The 24,555-nt window shown below is 39.0% G+C and carries 21 protein-coding genes; 8 read left to right on the top strand and 13 right to left on the bottom strand.

Features of this window, described 5'->3' with window-relative positions; translation table 11 throughout:
• Positions 1–32 precede the first annotated feature (32 nt).
• Complete coding sequence (locus SC428_RS20875) at positions 33–1,967, top strand: ABC transporter ATP-binding protein (RefSeq protein WP_283126163.1); 1,935 nt, start codon at positions 33–35, stop codon at positions 1,965–1,967.
• A 60-nt stretch (positions 1,968–2,027) separates the two neighbouring features.
• Here SC428_RS20875 and adiA read toward each other — a convergent pair whose 3' ends face one another.
• On the bottom strand, positions 2,028–4,292 hold the full coding sequence (gene adiA, locus SC428_RS20870) for an arginine decarboxylase (RefSeq protein WP_318710189.1): 2,265 nt from the start codon (positions 4,290–4,292) through the stop codon (positions 2,028–2,030).
• A gap of 113 nt (positions 4,293–4,405) precedes the next feature.
• Positions 4,406–5,266, bottom strand: a complete 861-nt coding sequence (locus tag SC428_RS20865; RefSeq protein WP_070929373.1) for a MurR/RpiR family transcriptional regulator — start codon at positions 5,264–5,266, stop codon at positions 4,406–4,408.
• Between the two features lie 234 nt (positions 5,267–5,500).
• Here SC428_RS20865 and murQ point away from each other — a divergent pair, with 234 nt between their 5' ends.
• Both murQ and murP read left to right on the top strand, forming a co-directional pair.
• A complete protein-coding gene (gene murQ, locus SC428_RS20860; RefSeq protein WP_283126165.1) occupies positions 5,501–6,412 on the top strand; it encodes an N-acetylmuramic acid 6-phosphate etherase in 912 nt (303 codons plus the stop codon).
• Positions 6,413–6,437: 25 nt separating this feature from the next.
• Positions 6,438–7,910 (top strand): PTS N-acetylmuramic acid transporter subunit IIBC, encoded by a 1,473-nt coding sequence (gene murP / locus SC428_RS20855; protein WP_070929375.1) that lies wholly within the window; start codon positions 6,438–6,440, stop codon positions 7,908–7,910.
• A 250-nt stretch (positions 7,911–8,160) separates the two neighbouring features.
• Here murP and SC428_RS20850 read toward each other — a convergent pair whose 3' ends face one another.
• Complete coding sequence (locus SC428_RS20850; RefSeq protein ID WP_070929376.1) at positions 8,161–8,766, bottom strand: LysE family translocator; 606 nt, start codon at positions 8,764–8,766, stop codon at positions 8,161–8,163.
• A gap of 95 nt (positions 8,767–8,861) precedes the next feature.
• Between SC428_RS20850 and SC428_RS20845 the strand changes: the two genes are divergently transcribed.
• From SC428_RS20845 to SC428_RS20835, 3 genes are read left to right on the top strand one after another with little or no spacing between them, the layout of a single operon-like run.
• Entirely contained in the window at positions 8,862–9,845 is a 984-nt protein-coding gene (locus SC428_RS20845) for a hydrolase (protein WP_070929377.1), read from the top strand.
• The gene (locus SC428_RS20840; RefSeq protein WP_070929378.1) at positions 9,842–10,060 is read left to right on the top strand and encodes a YheU family protein; all 219 of its coding nucleotides are present in this window, start codon (positions 9,842–9,844) and stop codon (positions 10,058–10,060) included. The genes SC428_RS20845 and SC428_RS20840 overlap by 4 nt, the downstream gene beginning before the upstream one ends.
• A 59-nt stretch (positions 10,061–10,119) precedes the next feature.
• On the top strand, positions 10,120–10,986 hold the full coding sequence (locus tag SC428_RS20835) for a phosphoribulokinase (protein WP_140179789.1): 867 nt from the start codon (positions 10,120–10,122) through the stop codon (positions 10,984–10,986).
• Positions 10,987–11,057: 71 nt separating this feature from the next.
• Here the strand turns inward: SC428_RS20835 and SC428_RS20830 are convergent, their stop codons facing one another.
• The gene (locus tag SC428_RS20830) at positions 11,058–11,462 is read right to left on the bottom strand and encodes an OsmC family protein (RefSeq protein ID WP_070929379.1); all 405 of its coding nucleotides are present in this window, start codon (positions 11,460–11,462) and stop codon (positions 11,058–11,060) included.
• A 421-nt stretch (positions 11,463–11,883) separates the two neighbouring features.
• On the opposite strand from SC428_RS20830, the gene crp reads away from it, so the two are divergent.
• Positions 11,884–12,516: a cAMP-activated global transcriptional regulator CRP gene (gene crp, locus SC428_RS20825; RefSeq protein WP_004923862.1), complete on the top strand. Its 633-nt coding sequence runs from the start codon at positions 11,884–11,886 to the stop codon at positions 12,514–12,516.
• A gap of 198 nt (positions 12,517–12,714) precedes the next feature.
• Positions 12,715–16,272 carry a hypothetical protein gene (locus SC428_RS20820; protein WP_318710171.1) on the top strand — a complete coding sequence of 1,186 codons (3,558 nt, stop codon included), beginning with the start codon at positions 12,715–12,717 and terminating at the stop codon, positions 16,270–16,272.
• A gap of 78 nt (positions 16,273–16,350) precedes the next feature.
• On the opposite strand, the gene SC428_RS20815 is transcribed toward SC428_RS20820, so the two are convergent.
• The 9 genes from SC428_RS20815 to SC428_RS20775 all read right to left on the bottom strand — a co-directional run bounded on the left by SC428_RS20815 (position 16,351) and on the right by SC428_RS20775 (position 24,479).
• Positions 16,351–17,541: an MFS transporter gene (locus tag SC428_RS20815; RefSeq protein ID WP_140187555.1), complete on the bottom strand. Its 1,191-nt coding sequence runs from the start codon at positions 17,539–17,541 to the stop codon at positions 16,351–16,353.
• Complete coding sequence (locus SC428_RS20810; protein WP_070929385.1) at positions 17,538–18,335, bottom strand: hypothetical protein; 798 nt, start codon at positions 18,333–18,335, stop codon at positions 17,538–17,540. The genes SC428_RS20815 and SC428_RS20810 overlap by 4 nt, the downstream gene beginning before the upstream one ends.
• Before the next feature lie 175 nt (positions 18,336–18,510).
• Complete coding sequence (gene argD, locus SC428_RS20805; RefSeq protein WP_070929386.1) at positions 18,511–19,728, bottom strand: bifunctional acetylornithine/succinyldiaminopimelate transaminase; 1,218 nt, start codon at positions 19,726–19,728, stop codon at positions 18,511–18,513.
• 390 nt (positions 19,729–20,118) lie between these two features.
• The gene (locus SC428_RS20800) at positions 20,119–20,694 is read right to left on the bottom strand and encodes an aminodeoxychorismate synthase component II (protein WP_070929387.1); all 576 of its coding nucleotides are present in this window, start codon (positions 20,692–20,694) and stop codon (positions 20,119–20,121) included.
• A 320-nt stretch (positions 20,695–21,014) separates the two neighbouring features.
• Positions 21,015–21,449, bottom strand: coding sequence for a PTS galactosamine/N-acetylgalactosamine transporter subunit IIA (gene agaF, locus SC428_RS20795; protein WP_070929388.1), 435 nt, complete (start codon positions 21,447–21,449; stop codon positions 21,015–21,017).
• 11 nt (positions 21,450–21,460) lie between these two features.
• Positions 21,461–22,354, bottom strand: coding sequence for a PTS system mannose/fructose/sorbose family transporter subunit IID (locus SC428_RS20790; protein WP_318710237.1), 894 nt, complete (start codon positions 22,352–22,354; stop codon positions 21,461–21,463).
• Positions 22,344–23,126, bottom strand: coding sequence for a PTS N-acetylgalactosamine transporter subunit IIC (gene agaW / locus SC428_RS20785; protein WP_070929390.1), 783 nt, complete (start codon positions 23,124–23,126; stop codon positions 22,344–22,346). The genes SC428_RS20790 and agaW overlap by 11 nt, the downstream gene beginning before the upstream one ends.
• 10 nt (positions 23,127–23,136) lie before the next feature.
• On the bottom strand, positions 23,137–23,619 hold the full coding sequence (agaV, locus tag SC428_RS20780) for a PTS N-acetylgalactosamine transporter subunit IIB (RefSeq protein ID WP_070929391.1): 483 nt from the start codon (positions 23,617–23,619) through the stop codon (positions 23,137–23,139).
• A gap of 23 nt (positions 23,620–23,642) precedes the next feature.
• Positions 23,643–24,479, bottom strand: coding sequence for a hypothetical protein (locus SC428_RS20775; protein WP_318710158.1), 837 nt, complete (start codon positions 24,477–24,479; stop codon positions 23,643–23,645).
• Positions 24,480–24,555: the final 76 nt, after the last annotated feature.

The raw sequence follows: 24,555 nt of genomic DNA, 5'->3' as shown, positions 1-24,555 counted from the left end.
ATAATTTAACATATTTTCAACTGACGGCTGCTATGATTGTTTTCTCTTCCTTACAAATTCGCCGTGGCGTGCGTGTTTTACTCGATAATGCCACCGCAACCATTAACCCAGGCCAAAAAGTTGGGCTAGTCGGTAAAAACGGTTGCGGCAAATCAACACTGCTTTCTTTGCTTAAAGGTGAATTACAAGCCGAAGCAGGCTCTGCCACTTTTCCAAGCACGTGGGCACTCGCTTGGGTGAATCAAGAAACTCCGGCATTAGACATTCCTGCATTAGAATATGTGATAGATGGCGATCGTGAATTCCGCGCTCTTGAACAACAACTACAACTCGCTAATGAAAAAAACGATGGTCATGCAATCGCTGCACTACACGGCCAACTTGATGCCATCAATGCATGGAGCATTCGCTCACGGGCATCCAGCCTGTTACATGGCCTTGGCTTTAGCCAAAACCAGTTGCAAGAACCTGTAAAATCATTTTCAGGTGGATGGCGCATGCGCCTTAACCTTGCACAAGCACTACTTTGCCGTTCCGATTTATTATTATTGGATGAGCCAACCAACCACCTTGATTTAGATGCTGTCATTTGGCTCGAAAAATGGCTAAAAAGCTATTCTGGCACACTCATATTAATCTCTCATGACCGTGACTTCCTCGATCCAATTATCGATAAAGTCCTACACATTGAGCAAGAAACCTTATTCGAGTATACCGGTAACTACTCCTCTTTTGAGCGTCAACGCGCAACCAAGCTGGCTCAGCAACAATCTCTTTATGAAAGCCAACAAGCCAAAGCGGCTCACTTGCAAAGTTATATCGATCGCTTTAGAGCACAAGCGACTAAAGCCAAGCAAGCTCAAAGCCGTATAAAAATGCTTGAACGCATGGAAATGGTCGCCCCCGCTCATGTGGATAATCCTTTCCATTTTTCATTCCGCCAGCCTGAAAGCTTACCAAATCCATTATTGAAAATGGAGAAAGTCAGCGCAGGTTATGGTGATACAATTATTCTAAAATCAATTAAATTGAATTTAGTACCGGGGTCACGTATTGGCCTGTTAGGTCGCAATGGTGCGGGTAAATCAACGCTAATCAAATTACTCGCAGGTGATTTACAACCCTTGCAAGGTAGCGTTTCTTTAGCAAAAGGGATCAAATTAGGCTATTTTGCTCAGCATCAGTTGGAATATTTGCATGCTGATGAATCACCATTACAACACCTTGCAAGGCTAGCACCACAAGAAACTGAACAGCAATTACGCGATTATTTAGGTGGATTTGGCTTTAAAGGTGACCAAGTCACTGACCCAAGCGGCCGTTTTTCGGGTGGAGAGAAAGCACGCTTAGTTTTGGCGCTAATTGTTTGGCAACGCCCTAATTTATTACTACTCGATGAACCGACTAACCACCTTGATTTAGATATGCGCCAAGCTCTGACCGAAGCTTTGATTGATTTTGAAGGTGCATTGGTTGTCGTTTCCCATGATAGGCATTTACTACGTTCTACCACAGATGACCTTTATTTGGTTCATGATGGTTTAGTTGAACCGTTTGATGGTGATCTGGAAGATTACCAACAATGGTTAGCGGAACAAAATAAAATGGAGTTGCAGCAGGCTCGTGATCTACAAGAAAAAGATCGCCCAGCAAATACAGCAACCGTCACGGCACAAGATAGGAAAGATCAAAAACGCCGCGAAGCCGAATTTCGCCAACAAACGCAACCTATCCGTAAACAGCTGACTGAATTAGAAAAGAAAATGGAAAAACACTCTAGTGCACTCGCTGAACTGGAAGCCACTCTTTCTGATGCAGCCATTTACGAGCAAGAGCGCAAAGCAGAGCTCGCTGAATGTTTAAAAAAACAAACAGAGCAAAAAAATGCGTTAGAAGAGGTTGAAATGGCATGGATGGAGCTGCAAGAGCAGCTTGAAACCATGACCAGTGAGTTTGAATCTAACTAAGAGTATCTTAAACTTAATAGTAGGGTAGTTTGCAAACATACAAGCGACCCTACTAATTAATTACTTCACACACATCACATAATACTGCCCATCAATCACTTCTGTGCCTTCCGTCTCATGTTCAAACCCAGGGAATTCCTGATCCCATGCCTGCAAACCATATAAGTAGTGAATATGAGGGCTATTTTCATCACCGAAATTTTCACCTGACAGTAGCATAGGAATACCCGGTGGATAAGGAATGATTGAGTTTGCAGCAACTCGGCCTGCTAATTGATGAATAGGAACAGCTTCTACGCGGTTGGCAACGATCTCTTGATAAGCATCTCGAGGGCTCATCATCACTTGTGGTAATTGTGAATAAGCCTGATTTAGCAATGCGCCGGGATTGTTTTTTTGTAAATAGGCAAACATTTTATCGCCTAAATCGTGTAGCCCCATTTCACCATAAATTTCAGGTGCGGATTCAACTACCTCTGGAAGTACCTTTTTTAATGGGGTATTGCTGTCATAATGGCGCTTGAAAGAAAGCAGCGTATTCACTAGCGTCCCCCACTTACCTTTGGTGATCCCCATTGAAAACAAGAACATGATTTGGAAATCGGTCGTACGCGTAGGAACGATACCGTAATGGTTTAGCCACGCCGTCACCAGTGCCGCTGGCACACCTGAATCTAATAAATTGCCATCATCTCCCATACCCGGAGCAAGAATACTCACTTTGATAGGATCAAGCATCGCCCAATTATCAGGAATATCATGGAAACCGTGCCATTTATCTTCTGGATGCATTACCCAGCAGCTTTGTTCCTTCATCAATAATTCTACAGGGGCATCTTCGAATGCATGGCGCTTTCCTGTCACTGGATCCTTAACCATTTCTTGGTTCCAAGGCTTAAAGAACCATTCATCATCATTAAGAAACTCTTTATACAAAAAGGCTAATGATTGCCTAAAGTCAATCGCTTCGCGGATCACTTCATCAGTTAATGAGCGCCCACTATTGCCATCCATCATATCCGCGGCAATATCATTCGAAGCACAAATGGCATACAGCGGTGAGGTGGTTGAGTGCATTAAATAAGCTTGGTTAAAGCGATTAAAATCAATGGCATTGCGGCCATTTCTTACATGAATATACGAGGCTTGAGATAGTGCATTTAATAATTTATGGGTTGAATGAGTCGCAAAAATTGTCGGCTCATCCTCTGATCTTTCTTCATCTCTCATGGCGAAGTGATCACGATAAAGTGGGTTAAAGCGTGCATAGCCATACCATGCTTCATCAAAGTGAATGCGATCTAAAGAATCATCAAGGAGATCTTGTACCTTACGGGCGTTGTAACAAACACCATCATAAGTACAGTTAGTGATCACGCTGTAGGCGGGACGCTGGCCTATTTTATCCGTTGTGAGAGGGTTGCTAGCAATTTTGTGATTAATCGATTCTGAAGACATCTCTTTAGGGTAAATAGGCCCAATAATCCCATAACGGTTACGGCTCGGAACCATATAAATCGGTTTTGCCCCCGTTAATATTAGCCCTTGTTCAATCGATTTATGGCAATTACGGTCAATCACCACCACATCATCATCGGTCATACAGGCTTGCATGATGGTACGGTTGGAGCCTGATGTTCCCACAACAACTGAATAAGATTGGTCTGCGCCAAAAATACGCGCGGCATTTTTTTCGCATTCACCAAAAGCGCCTGTGTGATCTAATAAAGAACCGACTGCTACGCGCTCGATCCCAATATCAGTACGAAATAGGTTCTCGCCAAAGAAATCATGGTAAATACGTCCAGCGGGGGTTTTAGTAAAACCGACTCCACCTTGGTGGCCAGGTGCTGCCCATGAATACTCATGGACATCACTATATTTGATAAGGCTTTTCATTAATGGTGGCAATAATTGGGAACGATAACGCTGAATAGCAGCCAATACCCGCCCTGCAATAAAATCAGCTGAGTCTTCGAGTATCCATGCAAACTCATCGACTTGCTCCATCATTTTACGATCGAAAGCCACTAAAGCCTCTTCACGGTCACTGAGAAGAAATACGGGAACATCTTCTTGTCTGCGATGTAATTGAGTGATTAAACGATGTGCTTGGGTTTGTTCATCACGATCCGACATATCACGGCCATACAGTAGGCAATCGATACTGGTATTTGAGCGAATATAGGCAAGACCATCTTCGAAATCACGGATAATAACCGTTTCAACATGTTCATCATTGAGTTCACTTGCAAGCCTAGCCACAGCATGGCTTATCACTGAGTCTTCGTCAGTCAGTTCCGTGTAAACAATTAGCGCCCTCATTAATTGAACCTCTATAAGTTGCATTAAAATAATAATCTATATTAATAGTCTTAACGCAAATAAAGGTTTTTTGCAAAGGTAGAGCAAATAACTCACTGTTGAAAAAGCTATTTTTATTCATCTAATTTGTTAATCATCACTCTCGCATTCATGACTAACATTTTTGCACGAGCCTCACGCTTTTGTAATAACGCCATAAAAAGTAGGTCTGTTAGGGTATTTTGTGCCGTTCTTGATGAAATTGAGGAACTACGCCATTCATTTTCTTCTGCAATACTCTCAAGAACATAATCAGCTAACTGCGCAAGTGGCGATAATCGGCTACGTGTGATTGCGATGACATTTGCCCCTTGTTTACGACCGATGCTCGCTGCGGTAAGCATATCTTTTCGCTTACCTGTAAACGAAATCACAATCTGAGTATCTTGAGGTGTCAATGTCAAAGCGGCAGCAATCTGCACATGATGATCTGACTCAACCAGTGTCGTAATACCTATTTTTTGTAATTTATAACTAAGATCTTTGGCTGTTAACCCTGAGCCACCAATTCCGACAATCTGTACCCGTTGTGATTTATCAATTGAATCAACAATTTTCTCAAATAACTTAAAATCAATATGGCGAGTGGTTTCCGTAATCGAGTAGTTTTTTTCCAACGCTAGCTTTTGTGCAACGACCATTAAATTGTCGCTTTGCGCGATCTTATTATGCAATGCAATATGTGGATTCGCTTCATCGAGCTGCTGACGACCAATAATCTCACTCAATGCCAGTTTTAATGCAGGATACCCTTTCACGCCGACTTTTTGGCTAAATTTAACAATAGCTGATTGGCTCACATTTAACGCTTCAGCCAGTTGCTGAGAGGATAAATTCAGAACCCGCTCGGGTTTTTCTAAAATAAACTGAGCTATCTTGCGTTGATTTTCAGCAAGCCTAGGCAATAAACAAGTGATCGTATCCAGCAAAGTCATCTAAATTCCTTTCCTTATTAATTAAATATAATAAATTATTCCTCTTAGAATAACCTCATTACTTAATATTAATCCTTTAAATTCAATAAGTAATTAACCTCATCATTCTAATTCATACTCAAATATTCTTTCATAGTGACAATTCAGAATAGAGAACGCCGTGATCATTATCACATCACTGGAATAAATAATTCCTTAATATCCCCTCATTAACTGAGGTAGGAGTAATTAATTATGACCATTGACTTAAGCAAAATGGTAACTGAGAGCCGTAACACTGCAAGTACTAACATCGATCAACTCTCTACGATCGATATGTTGCAAGTCATCAATAATGAAGACAAGCAAGTACCATTAGCCGTCGAAAAAGTATTACCACAAATTGCACAATTGGTGGATAAAGTTGCACATGCATTTTTGAATGGCGGCCGCTTAATTTATTCAGGTGCAGGTACATCTGGTCGTTTAGGGATTTTGGATGCTAGCGAGTGCCCGCCAACTTATGGTACGCCTCATGAACAAGTCATTGGTTTAATTGCGGGTGGTCACCAAGCTATTTTCCGTGCAGTTGAAAACGCAGAAGATAAACCCGAACTTGGTGAGCAAGATCTGATTGATATTCAATTCAGTGATAAAGATGTTCTTGTGGGTATCGCTGCAAGTGGTCGTACCCCGTACGTCCTTGGTGCACTAGCTTATGCACGCAAAATTGGTGCAGTCACCGCATCCATCAGCTGTAATCCCCATAGCCCTGTTGCCAGTGCAGCCGATATCGCCATCACTCCAATAGTAGGAGCCGAAGTGGTCACTGGCTCTTCACGCATGAAAGCAGGTACTGCGCAAAAACTGGTGCTCAATATGATCACCACTGGTGCGATGATCCGTATTGGTAAAGTCTTCGGCAATTTAATGGTCGATGTAGAAGCAACCAATGCAAAGTTGGTTGAAAGGCAAGTCAAGATCGTAATGGAAGCCACTGAGTGTGACAGACAAACAGCGGAACTCGCATTACAACAATGTGATAGGCACTGTAAAACTGCAATTTTGATGATCCTATCTGGGCTCAATGCACAAGAGGCGCGTCAATTGCTATCAGACAATAATGGGTTCATTCGTACCGCTCTTAACGTGGCGAAATCCATTTAATACGGAAACTGATAGGGTAAATGGCATGGCTAAAATAACTAAAGAAATGATGCAGGAGATCCTGCAAAAGGTCGGGGGAAGTACAAATATTAAGCAGGCAGGCAACTGCATGACTCGCTTACGTTTGACACTCAACAATGACCAACTTGTCGACAAAACAGCAATAAAGCAGATCGCTGGAGTGCTTGGTGTCATTGAAAGCGATGAACAACTACAAATTGTCCTTGGCCCCGGCAAAGCACAAACCGCTGCTGACTTAATGAATCAGATCCTCGAAAGTGGTGAACATATTGCCGCAGAAACACTGGATACATCGTTAGAAACTAACCTAAACGCTCTTGCATCATCGAATAAACAGCAAATGAAGCAAAAGCAAACGAGTGCTGTACATCGTTTTCTGTCTAAGTTTGCTACCATTTTTACTCCGTTGATCCCAGGTTTTATTGCTGCCGGCTTATTATTAGGATTTGCAACATTAGCCACGCAAACCTTCTATCCGGAAGGGCTACCAAAAGCACCTGAACAGCAAACATTCGGCGTGCACATGATTTTGTACATGTCTGTGTTTAGTAAAGGATTATTCAGCTTTTTAAGCATCTTAATTGGCTATAATGCACAAAAAGCCTTTGGTGGGAGCGGTGTTAACGGAGCCATTATTGCTGCACTATTTGTGCTTGGTTATGATCCGAACGCCACCTCAGGTGTCTTTTCGGGCATGACCAATTTCTTCGGTTGGGATATTGACCCTAGAGGAAGCATCATTGGTGTCTTGATTGCCTGTATTTTTGGTGCTTGGGTTGAAAAACAAGTACGCAAAATTATCCCAGCTAACCTTGATATGATTTTAACCTCAACAATTACGTTGTTAATTGTTGGAGCTGCTGCCTATGTCGTCATCATGCCATTGGGTAGCTGGCTATTCAGTGGTATGTCATGGTTATTTATGCATTTAAATGGCAATCCATTCGGCACTGCTATACTTGCTGGCTTATTCTTGATTGCGGTAATGTTTGGCGTCCACCAAGGCTTTGTCCCTGTCTATTTTGCACTGGTTGATGCGCAGGGTTTCAACTCTCTATTCCCTATCTTAGCAATGGCGGGTGCTGGCCAAGTGGGAGCTGCATTAGCGCTATATGCGAAAGCAAAGAAAGACTCCATTTTACGTAACCAAATTCGCGGAGCCATTATTCCAGGTTTTCTTGGGATTGGTGAGCCGCTGATTTATGGTGTAACGTTACCTCGTGTAAAACCGTTTGTAACCGCATGTTTAGGCGGGGCAGCAGGTGGTTTCTTTATCGGTTTGATTGCTTGGATGGGGCTACCTGTTGGCCTTAACACAGTGTTCGGCCCATCAGGCTTAGTCGCTATTCCACTGATGACCTCTGCGCAAGGTGTATTTGCAGGTATGGCCGTGTATGTCGGTGGTATTGCAGTCGCTTATGTCTGTGGATTTATTTTTACCTATTTCTTTGGCAGCAAAAATATCGATTTAGATTAAGAATGAATCTTTCTAAAAGGGAAGCATGCATTGTTTCCCTTTTATACTGCTAACAAACGTATTCTGTTTGACAGCAGTGATTAAGATTTTGAAATAAATAAGGAAAATCAATGTATTGATTTTCGGCTGATAACACGAAGCGGGTAAAACCACGCTTTTATCCCGCCTCGTCAACAACCTCAAAGGGAAGCTGCATGCTTCCCTTTATTTAATCATTACAACGCTGCGACTTGAAATATGGCAAATACATTTATTCAAACCAAATCAGTGGCACACACATCGCAGTCAACAGCCCCATCACTAAATTAAAAATAAACCACGCATGACGGCCCCGTAAAAAATAGCCAATTAATGACCCACCAGCCATCCAAATCAATCCAGCTATTAAATTAACTGTCACTACAGCAATACTCATCACGATAATAGACTGGGCAAATAGATCTCCGGGTAAACTATAACTTCCAACAGCCCCCAATCCCATTAACCACGCTTTTGGATTTAAAAATTGTAACAAACCACCTTGATACCACTTTATATTTTTCGCAGCTGCACTTTCTGTTTTCAATGGCTCATAATTTGCGGTTGCTGTTTTCCATGCTAACCACAGTAAATAGAGGCTACCAGCCACTTTCATAGCAATGTGCAATGCAGGATATAGCAATAAAAGCGCAGCAACGCCAAACGCAGATAAGTAAAGTATTGACTGCATCCCAAGCATTATCCCCAGTAATAAGGGGATACTGCGCCGGAAACCATAATTTGCGGTACTGGAGGTCAATAACATATTATTAGGGCCAGGTGTAACTGCTGCAATGAATAGAAACGTAAAAAGAGAAAAAACTAGCCCCAGACTCATTTATAATCTATCCCCCAAAATTAGCGCACTTGCATCACAAAAAAATAACAGTATGTTATGTGACCCACAAGGGTATTAAGAAATTAAATAAGGCTATGTCAGAAAACTTTCGCCCCATTAATTGGGCTAAAAATCCACATCTTCAAACGTTATTGCCAAGAATTTTTCGGCGGACCCCGAAAATTAAACCCATTTGGCAACGGCTTGAGTTACCTGATGGTGACTTTATTGACCTTGCTTGGAGCGAACCTCCTGAGCAGGCTTGTCATAAGCCGCGTTTAGTCATTTTTCATGGCTTAGAAGGTAATTTTAAAAGCCCCTACGCTCATGGCATGCTTGAAAGTGCCCAAAACCAAGGTTGGTTAGGGGTCGTCATGCACTTTCGTGGTTGTAGCGGTGAGCCCAATCGTCAAAAACGTATCTATCACTCGGGTGAAACCAGTGATGCACGTTACTTCTTGCATTGGTTAAAACAAACTTGGGGGGATGTGCCAACAGGTGCGGTGGGCTATTCTCTCGGTGGTAATATGCTTGCCTGCTATTTAGCTGAAAGTGGTGAAAATGCAGATATCGATGCAGGTGTCGTGGTATCAGCTCCATTAATGTTAGAGCCATGTTCTATACGAATGGAAAAAGGGTTCTCGCAGTTTTATCAACGTTATTTACTTAATGGTTTAAAGCGTAATGCTACCCGTAAGCTGGTGCGCTACCCTGGTTCATTACCTCTTAATTTATTGCAATTAAAACAACTAAAACGGATCCGTGAGTTTGATGATGTGATCACAGCAAGGATCCATGGTTTCGAAGATGCTACAGACTATTATCAAAAGTGTAGTGCTCTTCCTCGGTTACCACGCATTACTAAGCCGACCCTGATTATTCACGCTAAAGATGACCCTTTTATGGCGCCAGAAGTTGTCCCTGATTTAGCGCATTTACCTGCCAATATTGAATATCAAATGACAGAACATGGGGGGCATGTCGGTTTCGTTAGTGGCACATTGAGAAAACCAGAAATGTGGTTAGAAAAACGCGTTCCACAGTGGTTAGCGTCTTATTTAGGCAATACAAAATCATGATTATCCCTTGGAAAGATTTAGATCCAGATACATTGGAAAACCTAATCGAGTCCTATGTATTACGTGAAGGAACCGATTATGGGGAACACGAAAAGTCATTACAGCAAAAAGTTGATGATGTGAAACGCCAATTGGCATCCGGAGAGATTGTGCTAGTCTGGTCAGAGTTGCATGAATCTGTTAATTTTATGCCTAACAGTCAGTTTCGCCCGTAACCCCGTTTCGCTCATGGCTCGGTTTAGCATGGACGCAAGCGCAACACAGGGAGTCCATGATGTCCAAAAAACATCCAATTATTGCAATCACTGGGTCTAGTGGTGCAGGAACCACTTCGACCAGCCAAGCATTTCGTAAAATATTCCATCAATTAAATATCCAACCTGCAACTTTAGAAGGTGATAGTTTTCATCGTTATACTCGCCCTGAAATGGATATGGCAATTAGAAAAGCCAGAGAACAAGGCCGCCATATCAGCTATTTCGGCCCTGAAGCAAATGACTTCTCCCTGTTAGAGCAGACGCTTTTAGAATACAGCCAACAGGGTAGTGGTAAATCACGTAAATACCTTCATACCTACGATGAAGCTGTTCCCTATGGCTTACAGCCGGGTACCTTTACGCCATGGGAACCCTTACCACCTAATAGTGATATTTTATTCTATGAAGGGTTACATGGCGGTGTTGTCACACCTGAAAACAATGTTGCTCGCCATGTTGATTTACTGGTTGGGGTTGTGCCTATCGTTAACCTTGAATGGATCCAGAAGCTGATCCGAGACACCACAGAACGAGGGCATTCACGAGAAGCAGTGATGGACTCGGTAGTTCGCTCAATGGGTGATTATATTAATTATATCACCCCACAATTCTCACGAACCCATATTAATTTCCAACGTGTACCAACCGTAGACACTTCAAACCCTTTCTCTGCTAAAGCGATACCATCACAAGATGAAAGTTTCATTGTTATTCGTTTTAGAGGGCTCGAACAAATTGATTTTCCTTATTTACTTTCCATGTTAAGCGGTTCATTTATTTCAGCTATGAATACTATTGTTGTGCCGGGAGGGAAATTAGGGTTAGCAATGGAGTTAATCATGACCCCTATTGTTGAGAAGTTAATTAAACAAAAACACGATTAATGGTTAATACATGATGCTTATTTTAAATTAATAAGCATCATAATTAAAAAAATAATATATATAATAAAAAATTATTGAGTTTTAATTTCAAAACTATGAGTAACTTTTACAGCTTTTTCTAACATCAAAGATACCGAGCAATATTTCTCAGCCGAAAGTTGCACCGCACGTTCAACCACTTTTTCCGTTAAATCAGTGCCTGTTACAATAAAATGCAAATTAATATGAGTGAAATAACGAGGAGCCTCATCACGACGCTGTGAGGTTAATTTAACTTCACAACCACTAACGTTATTACGGCCTTTTTGTAAAATAGATACCACATCCACTGAGCTGCATCCACCTACTGCCATCAATACCATTTCCATTGGGCTAGGTGCTTTATCGCCTGAATTACCATCCATCATGACTTGATGACCAGAGGCGGACTCACCTAAAAAAGAAAGTCCTTCAACCCACTTAACTCTCGCTTCCATTATTTATTCCCCTAGAAAAAATTTGTATAAAAGATAACATTGTTACATAAATGCTTTCAATCGAATCGACACTTTAAGTAGCTGAAGCGATAAAGCCGAGACTTTCTAGGTTTATTATGTTACAAACAAACTATCACCTGATAGGAGCAAGATCAAAACTCAGGGTTTCAATTGATTATACACTCTAAATGATTCGAGATGCAGCTAGGCAATAAGTGAACAAGTCGCGAAGAGCATAGAAAACTATGTCGCTAGTGCAAGTAAACGTAATCAACAACGCGGCAACTTGAAGCATGATGAGTATATTATAGTACTGGTATTAACTTACATTATGGTTAATATGCTAAGATAGTGACTTTAAAAACCAGCTTTCTGGTTATGGTTGACCGGAGGCTGTATTAACATACAGAGGATAACGCTAATGGTTCTCGGCAAGCCACAAACAGACCCTACTCTTGAATGGTTTTTGTCACACTGCCATATTCATAAGTATCCATCCAAGAGCACACTGATCCATCAGGGTGAAAAAGCAGAGACTCTTTACTACATCGTTAAAGGTTCAGTGGCTGTTTTAATCAAAGATGAAGAAGGCAAAGAAATGATCCTCTCCTATTTAAATCAGGGAGATTTCATTGGTGAACTAGGGTTATTTGAAGAAGGGCAAGAACGTTCTGCCTGGGTAAGAGCAAAAAGCGCCTGTGAAGTCGCTGAAATTTCTTACAAAAAATTCCGTCAACTTATTCAGGTTAATCCTGACATTCTTATGCGCCTTTCTGCGCAAATGGCAAGCCGCCTACAAACCACATCAGAAAAAGTGGGTAACCTCGCATTCTTAGATGTGACAGGCCGTATTGCTCAAACACTACTTAATTTAGCAAAACAACCAGATGCAATGACCCATCCGGATGGTATGCAAATCAAAATTACACGCCAAGAAATCGGTCAAATTGTTGGCTGTTCGCGTGAAACTGTTGGCCGTATCTTGAAGATGCTTGAAGATCAAAACTTGATCTCTGCGCACGGCAAAACGATTGTCGTCTACGGAACTCGCTAACATTTAAAATAACCCTTTATCATTGTGATACAGGGTTATTTTTTGCCTCTCTGATTATATCAAGATCCTACTACTATCTATTTCCATCATTTTACGACACATCTACCGCCTAGCCGCGTTTCTTTATATTTAAATAATTATCAGTCACATAATATTAAAAATAATAACTTAACTTATTGTTTAAGGAATTTTTAATTTATGGTCGATCTCACAATAACAATTAATAAACCATCTTTTATTAATCAAAGAACTCTTAATGATGCTTTGAATGAAATGAACTTTGCTGAAATAGGGACTATGGTAAATAACATGGTTCATAATATAAAAAACGTTGCCAATATTCATTTAACGATAAATATAAACTATAAGGCAAAGAGTGCTAATGCTAAAAAATCAAGTTCAACTTCACCATCAACCAATACATTAATTAATAGCAGTAATAATTGTGCAGAAAAAATAGATAAAGTAACACAAATAGAACTTGCTTCTCCTATAAAAAAAAATATCGCAACCCAAACAGAACAACAGTTCGAGATACAGCATAACCCAAATGAGGTTGACGCAAGTGATTTATTATCAAAACAAACTAAGCATACCTTATCCACTAAACAGGATGAAAATCAAGGAAGTAAGAGTACTCTAAACGAAACGCCTAACACGAAAAAAAAAGCTAACCCCGTACAAGTTGGAAGAGTTCCGCCAGAAGCGACCTTAGGATCTGATACTTTACCTCAATCAGCGCCTTTGATGTTGCACACTCCTTCCGCTCTTCAGGAGGTTGAACAAAAGACTCACATAGCGCCTTCTTCTTCAAACAAAGAAAACAACACTGACCGAGCAAAACAGTCCATCGAGAAAAAACCGAGTCTAATTTCAAATAAAGCAAATAAAGCAAATAAAATGACTCTACCCATACTCGCTAATACTCAACAACGTGAAAAACAGAGTAATGACTTTATTTTAAATGATGATAGCTCACGAGCTGAACCTACAGTATCTTATAATGACAATCCAACATTGAGTCATGTAAAAGAAATAATTCAAAAGATTGAGCAAAACACCTCTTCCCAGCCCAAAGTGACTTCACAAATTAACAAAGGTGCTCCTGCTCAACAACAATTCGCCTCTCAAACAACCGAATCAACTCCAGCAATCACTAACGGAAGAACACTGACGTATGCAGAAGAAATTCAAACGTCCCTCTCTTCCTATTCCCCAAGCAGAACGGCAAGCCAGAGTGGAAAATTATCTGTGGTAAAGAAAACACCAGATAGTTCACTCGCGCTTGTTCCAAAAAATGCTAGCCGACCCAGTACACTCGATAGAAACACACTACCATCGTTGGCGCTAAGTGAAGTACTTCGGAAACTATTATCGGATAACACTTTCAAGAGTCAGATGAAAAATTCGGCCTTAAATAAATCCCCCAACAAAGACTCAGTAGAGAATATGCAGGTAGCTAAAGAAGCCAAATTGCTCTCTTCAATGTTTAATAATATTGAAGATTATTTTGCCAATGAACATAATAAGAAAACACGATATCGTTATACTATAAGCATAGATAATTTTGAAGTTATCATCACAATATCGCCTAAAGACTGCTTAAATATCCCTATTGAAGGCCAAAATATAACAAATTTATTAGCTAACTATATTACTGGACTAAACAGTCATAATATCTTTTTAAACGTATTACAGCGAAATTTTGATAATAACGCATTCAGTGACACGGATGACCAAGATGATGATCTTTATTCAGTCAATGACCCTTATATTGATGAAGAGTTCTCTGATATGGAAGATATCCAACGTTATGATGATGACCTATTTTATGAGATAGACAGTGATATCTTTAGTGAGGAACAAAATCAAGCTGCATTGGAGCAGATGAAAACTCAACTTCAAGCGAGCCAAGATATTGAGCAGCAACTACAACAGACTAACGATATTCTAAAGCAGAGGGAAGCAGAGCTAGCTATTCAGAAACAGGCTCACAAAGATACAGAAGAGCAACTACAACAGACCAAAGAAAATCTTAAAGTGGCTCAAACGACTCTTGACCAAAAGCAACTAGAATTAGATGCCTTCACCAAACAAGTACAAACCCACAAACAAGCTTTTGATAACGCACAAGCTGCGCTGGAGCAGATGAAAAACCAACTGCAAGCAAGCCAAGAAGCCCTTAAACTGGCCCAGCAACAGACCGAAAGCCAGAGAAAAGAGGCTCAAGCCCTCTTTGAACAAAAGCAAGCGGCACTGGCCACTTTCACCAAGCAAACACAAACCGAGCATTCCAAAGTTACCCAGACGCAGCAATCCGCTGAAATACAGACAGAATCAGATAAAATAGGTAACCATTCTGGTTTTACCAATCCGTCTTTTTATGAAAAAAAATTTGAAAGAGATATAGAGAGTGATGATGCATTTTCTTCTGATGAAGAAAATGATTATGATTATAAGAATACTTCTTTTACATCAAATCTGAGTAAAGTTCAAAACCCAATTTCAATGAATAAAAACAACCTTTCCCAAAATCAAAATGATACACGTTTATCAATAGCACCTGTACAGCCAGAGAATTATATTCACATATCTGAAGAGATTAGTAAATTGACGACATCAAAATCATATCGTCCATATGCAACTAAATATAATAATGATAATGACGACTATAATAATGATTCACCTCAACTTGAAAAAAAAATCAGATTCCCTACCACCAACACAAATAGAAACGATTTCCCTGAGAAGAAAAAATCTGTTGCTCAAGAAAAAAGCTTATATCCATCTATGACAAAAACAAACCAATTGATAGAGAAAGCTAAATTATTGAGCAAAGACATTCCAAATAAAACAAACTATCGATTTAATAATATTAAAAAAAATCTATCAGAAATGATAGAACAATTATCAGAGGTAGAAGAATCAAAAATAATATCAGCACTTGACCTCGCTATAATAAATAAAACACGCTATTCGCCTAGTACTCTTCTTGCTGATTCATTAGCTACAGATAAAAAAACAGATAGCTCAATAACACAAGAAAAAGCAACGAACACTGTAGAAATACCAACTAACTCCCCCCCAAAAACCGAACAGGAAACACAAATATTGATAAAACAAGATCGTGCTGTACAAACTGAGCCATTTGCAGTGGCACAACAAAAAATTCCAGCTAAAATGACTCAAGGAATACAGACGGATATTTCTTCAATGACGGAGACAAAAAAAGCGTCTACCATTGTATTAACACTTCCAAATACAATATATCCCTCATTAGAAGAGAATAATAAAACCATTCCCCTTGCTCAAACGAAAATATCTACACAAAAAGCTACAGCTAATGCAACAAAATCAGTAAAAAAGACAAGCCCTACTCAGAATAAAGAAAAACTTATCTGTAAGAAATATAAACCTAGTCTACTGACTCAAGGTTTAGCAAGTTATATGACAGAAGAGGAATACAGTGCATTAAATGAAATCAAAAAATCAAATTTCCCATCAAATCTTAATGAAGAAGAGTCTATATTATTGAATAAAATCGCAGCAGCTCCCCGTTATTCATTACCAACGATCAATAAAGAGCAGTATAAAATGTTAAAGCAAATTTTAAATTTACCTTTTTATAAAAATATAACAGCGACTAATCTTCAGCAACCTACTCTTATATCCCCAGTATCAGGAAAAAGTGGCTCAAGTAAGAAAAGAAGAGACGATGAAAATAAAGAAGAAAAAGACAAGCATGAAAATGAATAGTATGACAAAATATATATAAATAATTAAAATTAAGATAAATCGCCCCAAGTATACACTGGGGCGGGCTTTTGATTCAAATCACGATGCTAGTTGATAATTTTTAGATAAAGAACTCGATAGCAAGAACGTCAAACCACATAAAGCAATAAAGCCCCCTACATAGCCGACATTGATACCAACCAAATAGCTAATCACCAACGGTGTTATCCCACCGATAAAGGTTGTTGCTAAATTATAACCAACAGCAAGAACTACCGTCTGCCCACCAGAAATTGAGAACAGTATTGCAGATAAATTACATAATATCATTGCCCCATTGATAATTATAATTAATTGAGCAATAGACACCAAAATCATTATTCCACTGCTCATTGCAAAATACAATGGTATAGAAAGCAGCACCATACCAAATACACCCAGTCTAAATATTTTTTGTGGTGAACTGTATTTATCAGTTAACCATCCACAAATTAGCATAAAGACCAATAAAAGACTTGATAATACAATTGAATATAGACTTTTCAGTTCACCGAGTTGTAAATGTTCGCTTAGTATAGAGGATGAGATATTTTGCGAATAAAACGTAACAGTCCCAGGTACAGTTAATAAAAATATCTGTAATATTTTAAATCCACTCATTTTATTGTTGCGTTTTTCTACCAGTGGTTGATCTGGTAATTTTAAGCGAAACCAAAAGCTAATGGCAATATTCACCAAACCTAATAGTAAGGGTATACGCCAACCAATTGACTGCATCATTTCTACGGTTAATTGATTTTCTAAAACTAACACAACTGCTAATGAAATAATGACACCAATTATTGAGCTACCAACAATTAATGAAGAAACTTTAGAGCATTCTTTTTCAGAAATATTATTAAGTAAGTAGGTGATTAATGAGGGATATTCGCCACCGAAGCTAAAAGATAATATTAATTGCAACATTAAAATAGCGATAGGCGTATATGAACCTAATAATTGAATCGGCAATATTGCCATACATAAGGTTGCAGTCCCAGTAAGTAAACTGGTAAAGACTAAAGCGGGCTTTTTACCCACTCGATCGGCATAGCGACCAATTACATAACCACCAATAGGTCTAGCCAGAAAACGTAATGCAAATATTCCCCATACCATTTCAGTCGCTGAAGAGTAACCTAATCGTTCTAATTCCGCACTTAAATATACAGATATTGCAGCAAATACGGCAATATCATAATATTCTAAAGTATTCCCTGCTACCGCCCCTAATCTGAATTTCCATTTCATTTTTTATTTCCTTGTTGAATATTTTTCAGAGTAATTAATGTATCTAAACAAGCTAATGTAATACCACGCTCTTTAAATGCTTTAAATAAACCACTCGGTGAGGCATGAGGACAACCCAGCTTCTCTTTAATATTCATGATGCGTTTATGCTCTGAGTTTTCAGAGCATCCTTGAATAGCACTAATTTCCTTAATTCGGCATTGAGAAAGCAACATACAGATAGTTATCATTTCTTTTCGAGTAAAACGCACATCTCCAAATTTCATAAAGCCGTGAATATCAATAGGCTGTTGCTTTACTTTCTGGTCTTCAATCCCAATAATAGGTAATGAAATATTTTCTCGCATTGGTAAAACCATCTGTTGGTAATTTTTCCATAACCTATCTGCATAATCCGAGATGATATGGCGGTGATTATGAATTTTAATTATATCAGCTACAGACAATTCTTTATTTGAATTAATTGATGCTATTTCAAATACATTTTTATGATTAAAACAAAAATCCAATTTAAATTTATTTTTCTGTGTTTTAGACAATGTAGATATATGAGCATTTGAATAATCATTCCAAAATTGAATGCCAGCCCCAAGTCTTTCACTAATACTTAGATCTAAATCTGCATCCCAATACATTAAAAGCCACTCATAATTACTTGATAATGTGCTTACTTCCTTAGTATTTAAATCAACTTTTGAAAAGGAAAAATCAATATCATTCCAATCAAAACAATTCACAAAGTCATCTTTAAAGCTAAAACATCCTTTTTCCAGAGAAATACTTTCAATATCCATTATTACCATCCCATACTTTATTAGTGAAATGCAGAAACATACATTTAACATATAAAAAATAGGATGAAAATGCCATTCTAACCTAAAAAGAATATATTTAACTGATGATTTATAAATAAATAAAAATAAAATAAATAGCTCTCAAAAAAAACAATTTAATTGAGAGCCTAAAAACTTAGTTATTAATTAAACTATCAATCGCTTTATTTAATTTCACCATACCTTGATTAATCTCTTCTTCTGAGATAATTAATGATGGTGTAAAACGTAATACATTCGGCCCTGCATTTAACATCATTAGTCCTTCAACAGCACAAGCCTGTAGAATATCTTTAGAACGATCTTTTAATTCCCCCTTTAATTCAGCACCAATGAGTAACCCCATTCCTCTGATTTCAGAGAATATGTCATATTGCTGATTGAGTTTATTTAAATGAGATACAAATAATTCACGGCGCTTAGCAACTCCATCAAGGACCTCTTTGGTATTAATAATATCAAATGCCGCATTGCCGACCGCACAAGCCAGTGGATTACCGCCGTAGGTAGTACCATGAGTACCCGGCCCCATTGCCTTCGCGATTTCATTAGTCGTTAACATCGCGCTAATTGGGAACCCTCCACCGAGTGCTTTCGCTGTAGTCAAAATATCTGGAATCACATCATAATGCATATAAGAGAACAAATGCCCTGTACGTCCCATACCGCTTTGTATTTCATCAAACACTAACAAAGCTTGATTATCGTCACATAGCTTACGTACACCCTGCATAAACTCTTGCGTTGCAGCAGTTACACCACCTTCACCTTGAACAGGCTCTAGAACGACAGCACAGGTATTTTCATCGATAACCGCTTTAACAGCCTCAAGATCATTAAACGGCACATGGATAATATCAGCGGGTTTTGGACCAAAACCATCCGCATACTTCGCTTGCCCACCAACAGATACGGTAAAGAGAGTACGCCCATGAAACGCTTGTTTAAATGCGATGATCTTCGTTTTATACGGATTATATTTGGTGATAGCGTAATGGCGCGCTAATTTAAAAGCAGCCTCATTCGCTTCCGCCCCTGAGTTAGCAAAAAAAACGCGCTCCGCAAATGTAGCATCAATCAGTTTTTGTGCTAAAACCAAGGTAGGCTCATTAGTAAAAATATTACTAAGATGCCATAACTTTTCGCTTTGTTCGCGAACCGCAGCAACTAAAGCAGGATGGCAATGACCTAGTGCAAGTACCGCAATACCACCAGCAAAATCAATGTATTCTTTACCTTGCTGATCCCATACTCGGCTACCTTCTCCGCGTACAGGAATAAACTCAGCGGGAGAATAAATAGGTAAAATGACCTGATCATAAGTCTGCCGATTCACTGCTTGTTGTTGTTTCATACCCCTCACCTACTTTTATTTAGTGCAAAGTGAAAATATAAGCATTAAATATGAATAAAAAATCATAAAAGCGCAATAGCTAAGCAGGTGATAGTGTAAATTTTATTTTTTATTGAGGTAAGTAATGGTCAGAGTTCGTGGATCTTTGCTGCTGTTTTTTACAGCTAGAAGGGATTAAAAAAACAGCCTACTTGGTTGATTTATAATTCTTAATAGGCGGGTTCCTTGAACGTTTAAGTTAAAAATGATGCCTGAATGTCGTCCTGATGATCCGTTCACGATTTGATACTCTGCTGAGAGGCTCTTACCTAGTTCACTAGGCAGCCAACCTCTCACCTTAGTAAAATATCTTTAATTCGAATAAAAATTCACCTTTAAAGATCAACAATCCTAATACTTTAAAAAGTTATTCAATAATTCATGCCCTTGTTCACTCAGAATGCTTTCTGGGTGAAATTGAACACCTTCAATAGGCAAAGTTTTATGACGAATTCCCATGATTTCATCAACATCACCGTTATTTAGAGACCATGCAGATACATCAAAAGATGCAGGTAATGTATCCGCCGCAATAACAAGAGAATGATAACGGGTTACCGTCAATGGACGGTTAAGCCCTTTAAACACCCCTTGATGATTATGATGAATAGCCGATGTTTTGCCGTGCATCACTTCTCTAGCTTTCACAACAGTAGCACCAAAGGCTTGCCCAATAGCTTGGTGACCGAGACAAATACCTAAAATAGGGATTTTACCTGCAAAATATTTAATAGCTTCGAGAGAAATTCCCGCCTCATCAGGCGTACAAGGGCCTGGTGAGATCACTAGGTGTGTAGGCGAAAGCGATTCTATCTCTTCGATAGAAATTTCATCATTCCGTTTAACCACGACTTCTGCACCTAACTCGCAAAAGTATTGATACAGGTTATAAGTAAATGAATCGTAATTATCAATAAGTAAAAGCATAGTAGCCTATCCGACTGATTTTTATCATTATCTATTATATACCCATGCACAACTTTTCACTCTTAGCAATCAGAGTTCTAGCTAAAAAAACAGCAAAAAGTAATAAGGGGCGGGTATCATAACACAGCCGAAGCAGGAAAATAGCCTATTTAAGTCAAGTAATCTAATTTATCTAAACTATTTTCCATATAAAAATCAGGGAATTGTATTTACATACTTATAACAAGCCACTCTTAATTATGAAAATTTATTTTTTTACTAAATGGATTAATAGCTTCTACAACTCTCACTTATATTCATACATTTAATTGATTTACACCTTAAAGGCCATCACAACTGCCAATAAAATGTTTCTCACGCTGTTGCTCATGCCATAAACTTGTTAAACCACGGTGCCCAGCTTCCAATGCTTTATCTCTAAACTCAACTGCCGACATATTACTTCGCTCTGGCATAACCTCAGCGACCATTTGCATATTAGCTCCAGTTATAACTTGGTAATGTGCATTTTTCAGGGTTAATAATGATGCCTGTCGGAATGGCGAGCCACCTAATAAATCAGTTAGGAAAATGACTCCATCACCTTGATCGCATTGCAAACTCGCTATTGTCAGTGCCTGTCGTAAAGTATCAATGCATATTCCTTCGGTAAAATCGATAGCGATGCATTGTTCTTGAGATCCAATAACTTGTTCTATTGCCTGTAACAGGCCGCTAGCAAACCTGCCATGTCCTGTAATAACAACACCTAACATTGACAAACTCCTTATAAAAAACCGACCAATTTACCGAGTATTCCCAATACCACCGTGACCCCGATTAATTTCACAGGCGAAAAGTTTTTTTTCATTAACCAATACACCAACAAGGTAAAACCTAGTGGCAAGATGTTAGGCATCAATTTGTCTAGCACATCGGTTTGTAAAGCCACCTTAGCTTCACCAGCAGTCATGATTAATGGTGTAGAAAGATGTACATAAGAAGCGACTAGTGCACCAACAACTGTCATTCCAACAATAGATGCTGCGTGAGAAATATTTTTGGTATGTGTTTTAAGTAAAAAAATAGCTTTAGTTCCAGCCCGGTAGCCGTAATGTGCCAGCCCAAAACGTAATGCAAAATGCACAATGTTAAACATTAATAGAAAAATAATAGGGCCAAATAGACTTCCTTGTAAGGCTAATGATGCCCCAATACCTGCACAAATAGGGAGTAAAGTCAGCCAAAACAATGCGTCACCAATACCGCCTAATGGGCCCATTAAGGCTATTTTAACAGCACGGATAGTTGATATTTTTTCTTTACTACTTTCCATCGCTAATACTAAGCCAGATAAAAATGTCACATCAAATGGATGTACATTGATAAATTCCATATGCATTTTCATGGAACTTGATAAATCTTCTGGATTATTATGAATTTTGCGTAATGCAGGAATTAAAGTGTAGAGCCAGCCACCGGCTTGCATACGCTCATAATTAAATGATGCTTGTAGTAATAGTGAACGTAGAGCCATAACATTAATATCATGGTTAGTAAGTTCAACCGCAGACTCATTATCGAGGTAGTCATCACGCCCAACTGGGCTAATCGTCATTGCCTGAGCCTTACGTTGCCCTATTTGCGCAGCTAGCGCTTTATCATTGCCATTAAATACCATCATTAATCCCCTGAGCTGTATTAGATGAGCTACCGTTATCATTGTTGTCATTACGCGTACGATTGAAGAAGTCGATCAATGAGATAGCAAATGCACCAAGTGCAACCGCAATAATTGGCATATTTAAGAAAGTGACTGAGATAAAACCAAGAATAAAATAAGCTATATAAGTCTTTTTCATCATAATTTTCATTAATAATGAAAGACCAATAGCAGGCATCATACCTCCTGCCACAGCAAGACCATCCAATAACCACTGAGGTGCCCTTTGTACCATGGTACTTGCAGCTTCAGCGCCAAAGTAGATAGGTAAAAACGCAATAATAAAATAGAAGGAAAACAGAATGAGGAGCCCGCCATAATTCACCATTTCAATAGCGCGCCAATTGCATTTTTTCACCATTTCGTCGCACTTATGCATCATTGGTGAACAGAGCATAAACCATAAAGTGATGCAGCCTTGAACAGCGATAGAAAAAGGGACTGCGATACCAATAGCGACTTTCGGATCTGCGTGTGTCGTAATCGCAAATGTTGTACCTATGACGCCGCCTATTACGACGTTTGGTGGCTGGGAACCCGCAAGAGGAACCATTCCCATCCAAACAAGTTCCAATGTGCCGCCAACTAATAATCCTGTTTGTAAATCACCTAAGATCAGCCCAACAATAGGTCCAATAACTACAGGACGATGGATATGTGTCAGACCATTAAATAAATCAACCCCCGCTATCCCTGCAATGACAGCAATGAATGCTGCTTCAAGTAACATACTAACGTCCTTATTTAATTAACTTGAAAATATCAATACCTGTTTCATTAGGTACACGACGAATTTCACACCTGATCCCAAGATCCCTTAATTCGCAAAACGCACTAATATCGCGATTATCTACTGAAACTGTTGTATGAATTTGTTTCTTGCCTTCAACAAAATGCATATTGCCAATATTGACAAATTTTATAGGAACCCCACCACGCACTAGAGTGAGTACATCTTTGGGTGTTTTACAAACGATAAAAATCTTCTGTCGGTCGGCGGCTTTATGGATCACTTCAATCATTTTTTGTAAGGTGAAATAACGTGTTTGTACACCATCAGAAATGACCATATCCATTAATGTTTGAACAACAGGATCCGTAGCGACTTCATCATTGGCAACAACAACTAAGTTAGCCCCGAGAGAATTTGTCCATGTCACACCAACTTGCCCATGGATTAGTCGATTATCAATACGTGTCATCAATATATTTGGGGTTGACATGACTATTCCTATTATGTTTTTTATTATTTGTATGGGTATATTTGAACGCCTTTGACAACCCTATTCACTTCACCTGTAGGGCATGGATTATCAGGCGATATGCCATAGTTCAAGGAAGATTCAAATGCTAAAAGCTGTAAAAAAACCAAGTAAGGGAACATCAACCAAATATCATTTAGCTGACAATCAAATTTAATCGCTTGTGGTAGAGGTAAACTACTCAGTGCAACAATGTGTTTTGCTTTTTGTTCATGACCTAATTCATTTAATAAATCAATATCGTAACGACGGCAATACTCGTCGACTGATAACATCACAACAACTAACGTTTCCTCATCAATCATGAGTTTAGGCCCATGCCGTACCCCTAATGTCGAATCAAAACGTGTCACAACTTTTCCTGATGTCAGCTCTAATACTTTTAAAGCGCCCTCTTCAGCAATACCTGTAAAACAATTTGAGCCAAGTACTAATACTCGATTAAAACCTTGCTTAACAATTGGTTGGATTATATTCAGCCAATGCGGAATAGCATTTTCTACAAGTGTAGCTATCTCTTCAATATCACATCCTAACTGTGAAAAATTTTGGTTATCAAACAGCAGCAACGTTGCCAGAAGCATACAACTAAAACTTGAGGTCATAGCAAAACCTTTATCATGAGAGCTATCTGGCATGATAAGAGAACAGGTATGGTTTTTTTCTTGTGTATAACAAGCCAATGCCCCGTTAGAGTTACAAGTGAACGTGAGATGATAAACTTCCGTGAGCAGTTCATCAGCAAGTGCTATTACTCCCAAGCTCTCAGGGCTGTCAACGATCAACGAAAACTGATCCACTTTTAACTCAAATTCGATCAATCAAAAGTGATCCACTGTTTCATTTAGGTATGGCACCTGAGCGTCGTTTATCTTTCAATCGATAGCTTTCACCACT

This window comes from Providencia sp. 2023EL-00965 (genome assembly GCF_033550225.1).
Taxonomy (GTDB): Bacteria; Pseudomonadota; Gammaproteobacteria; order Enterobacterales; family Enterobacteriaceae; genus Providencia; species Providencia manganoxydans.
This window is presented reverse-complemented; position numbering and strand designations above follow the sequence as displayed.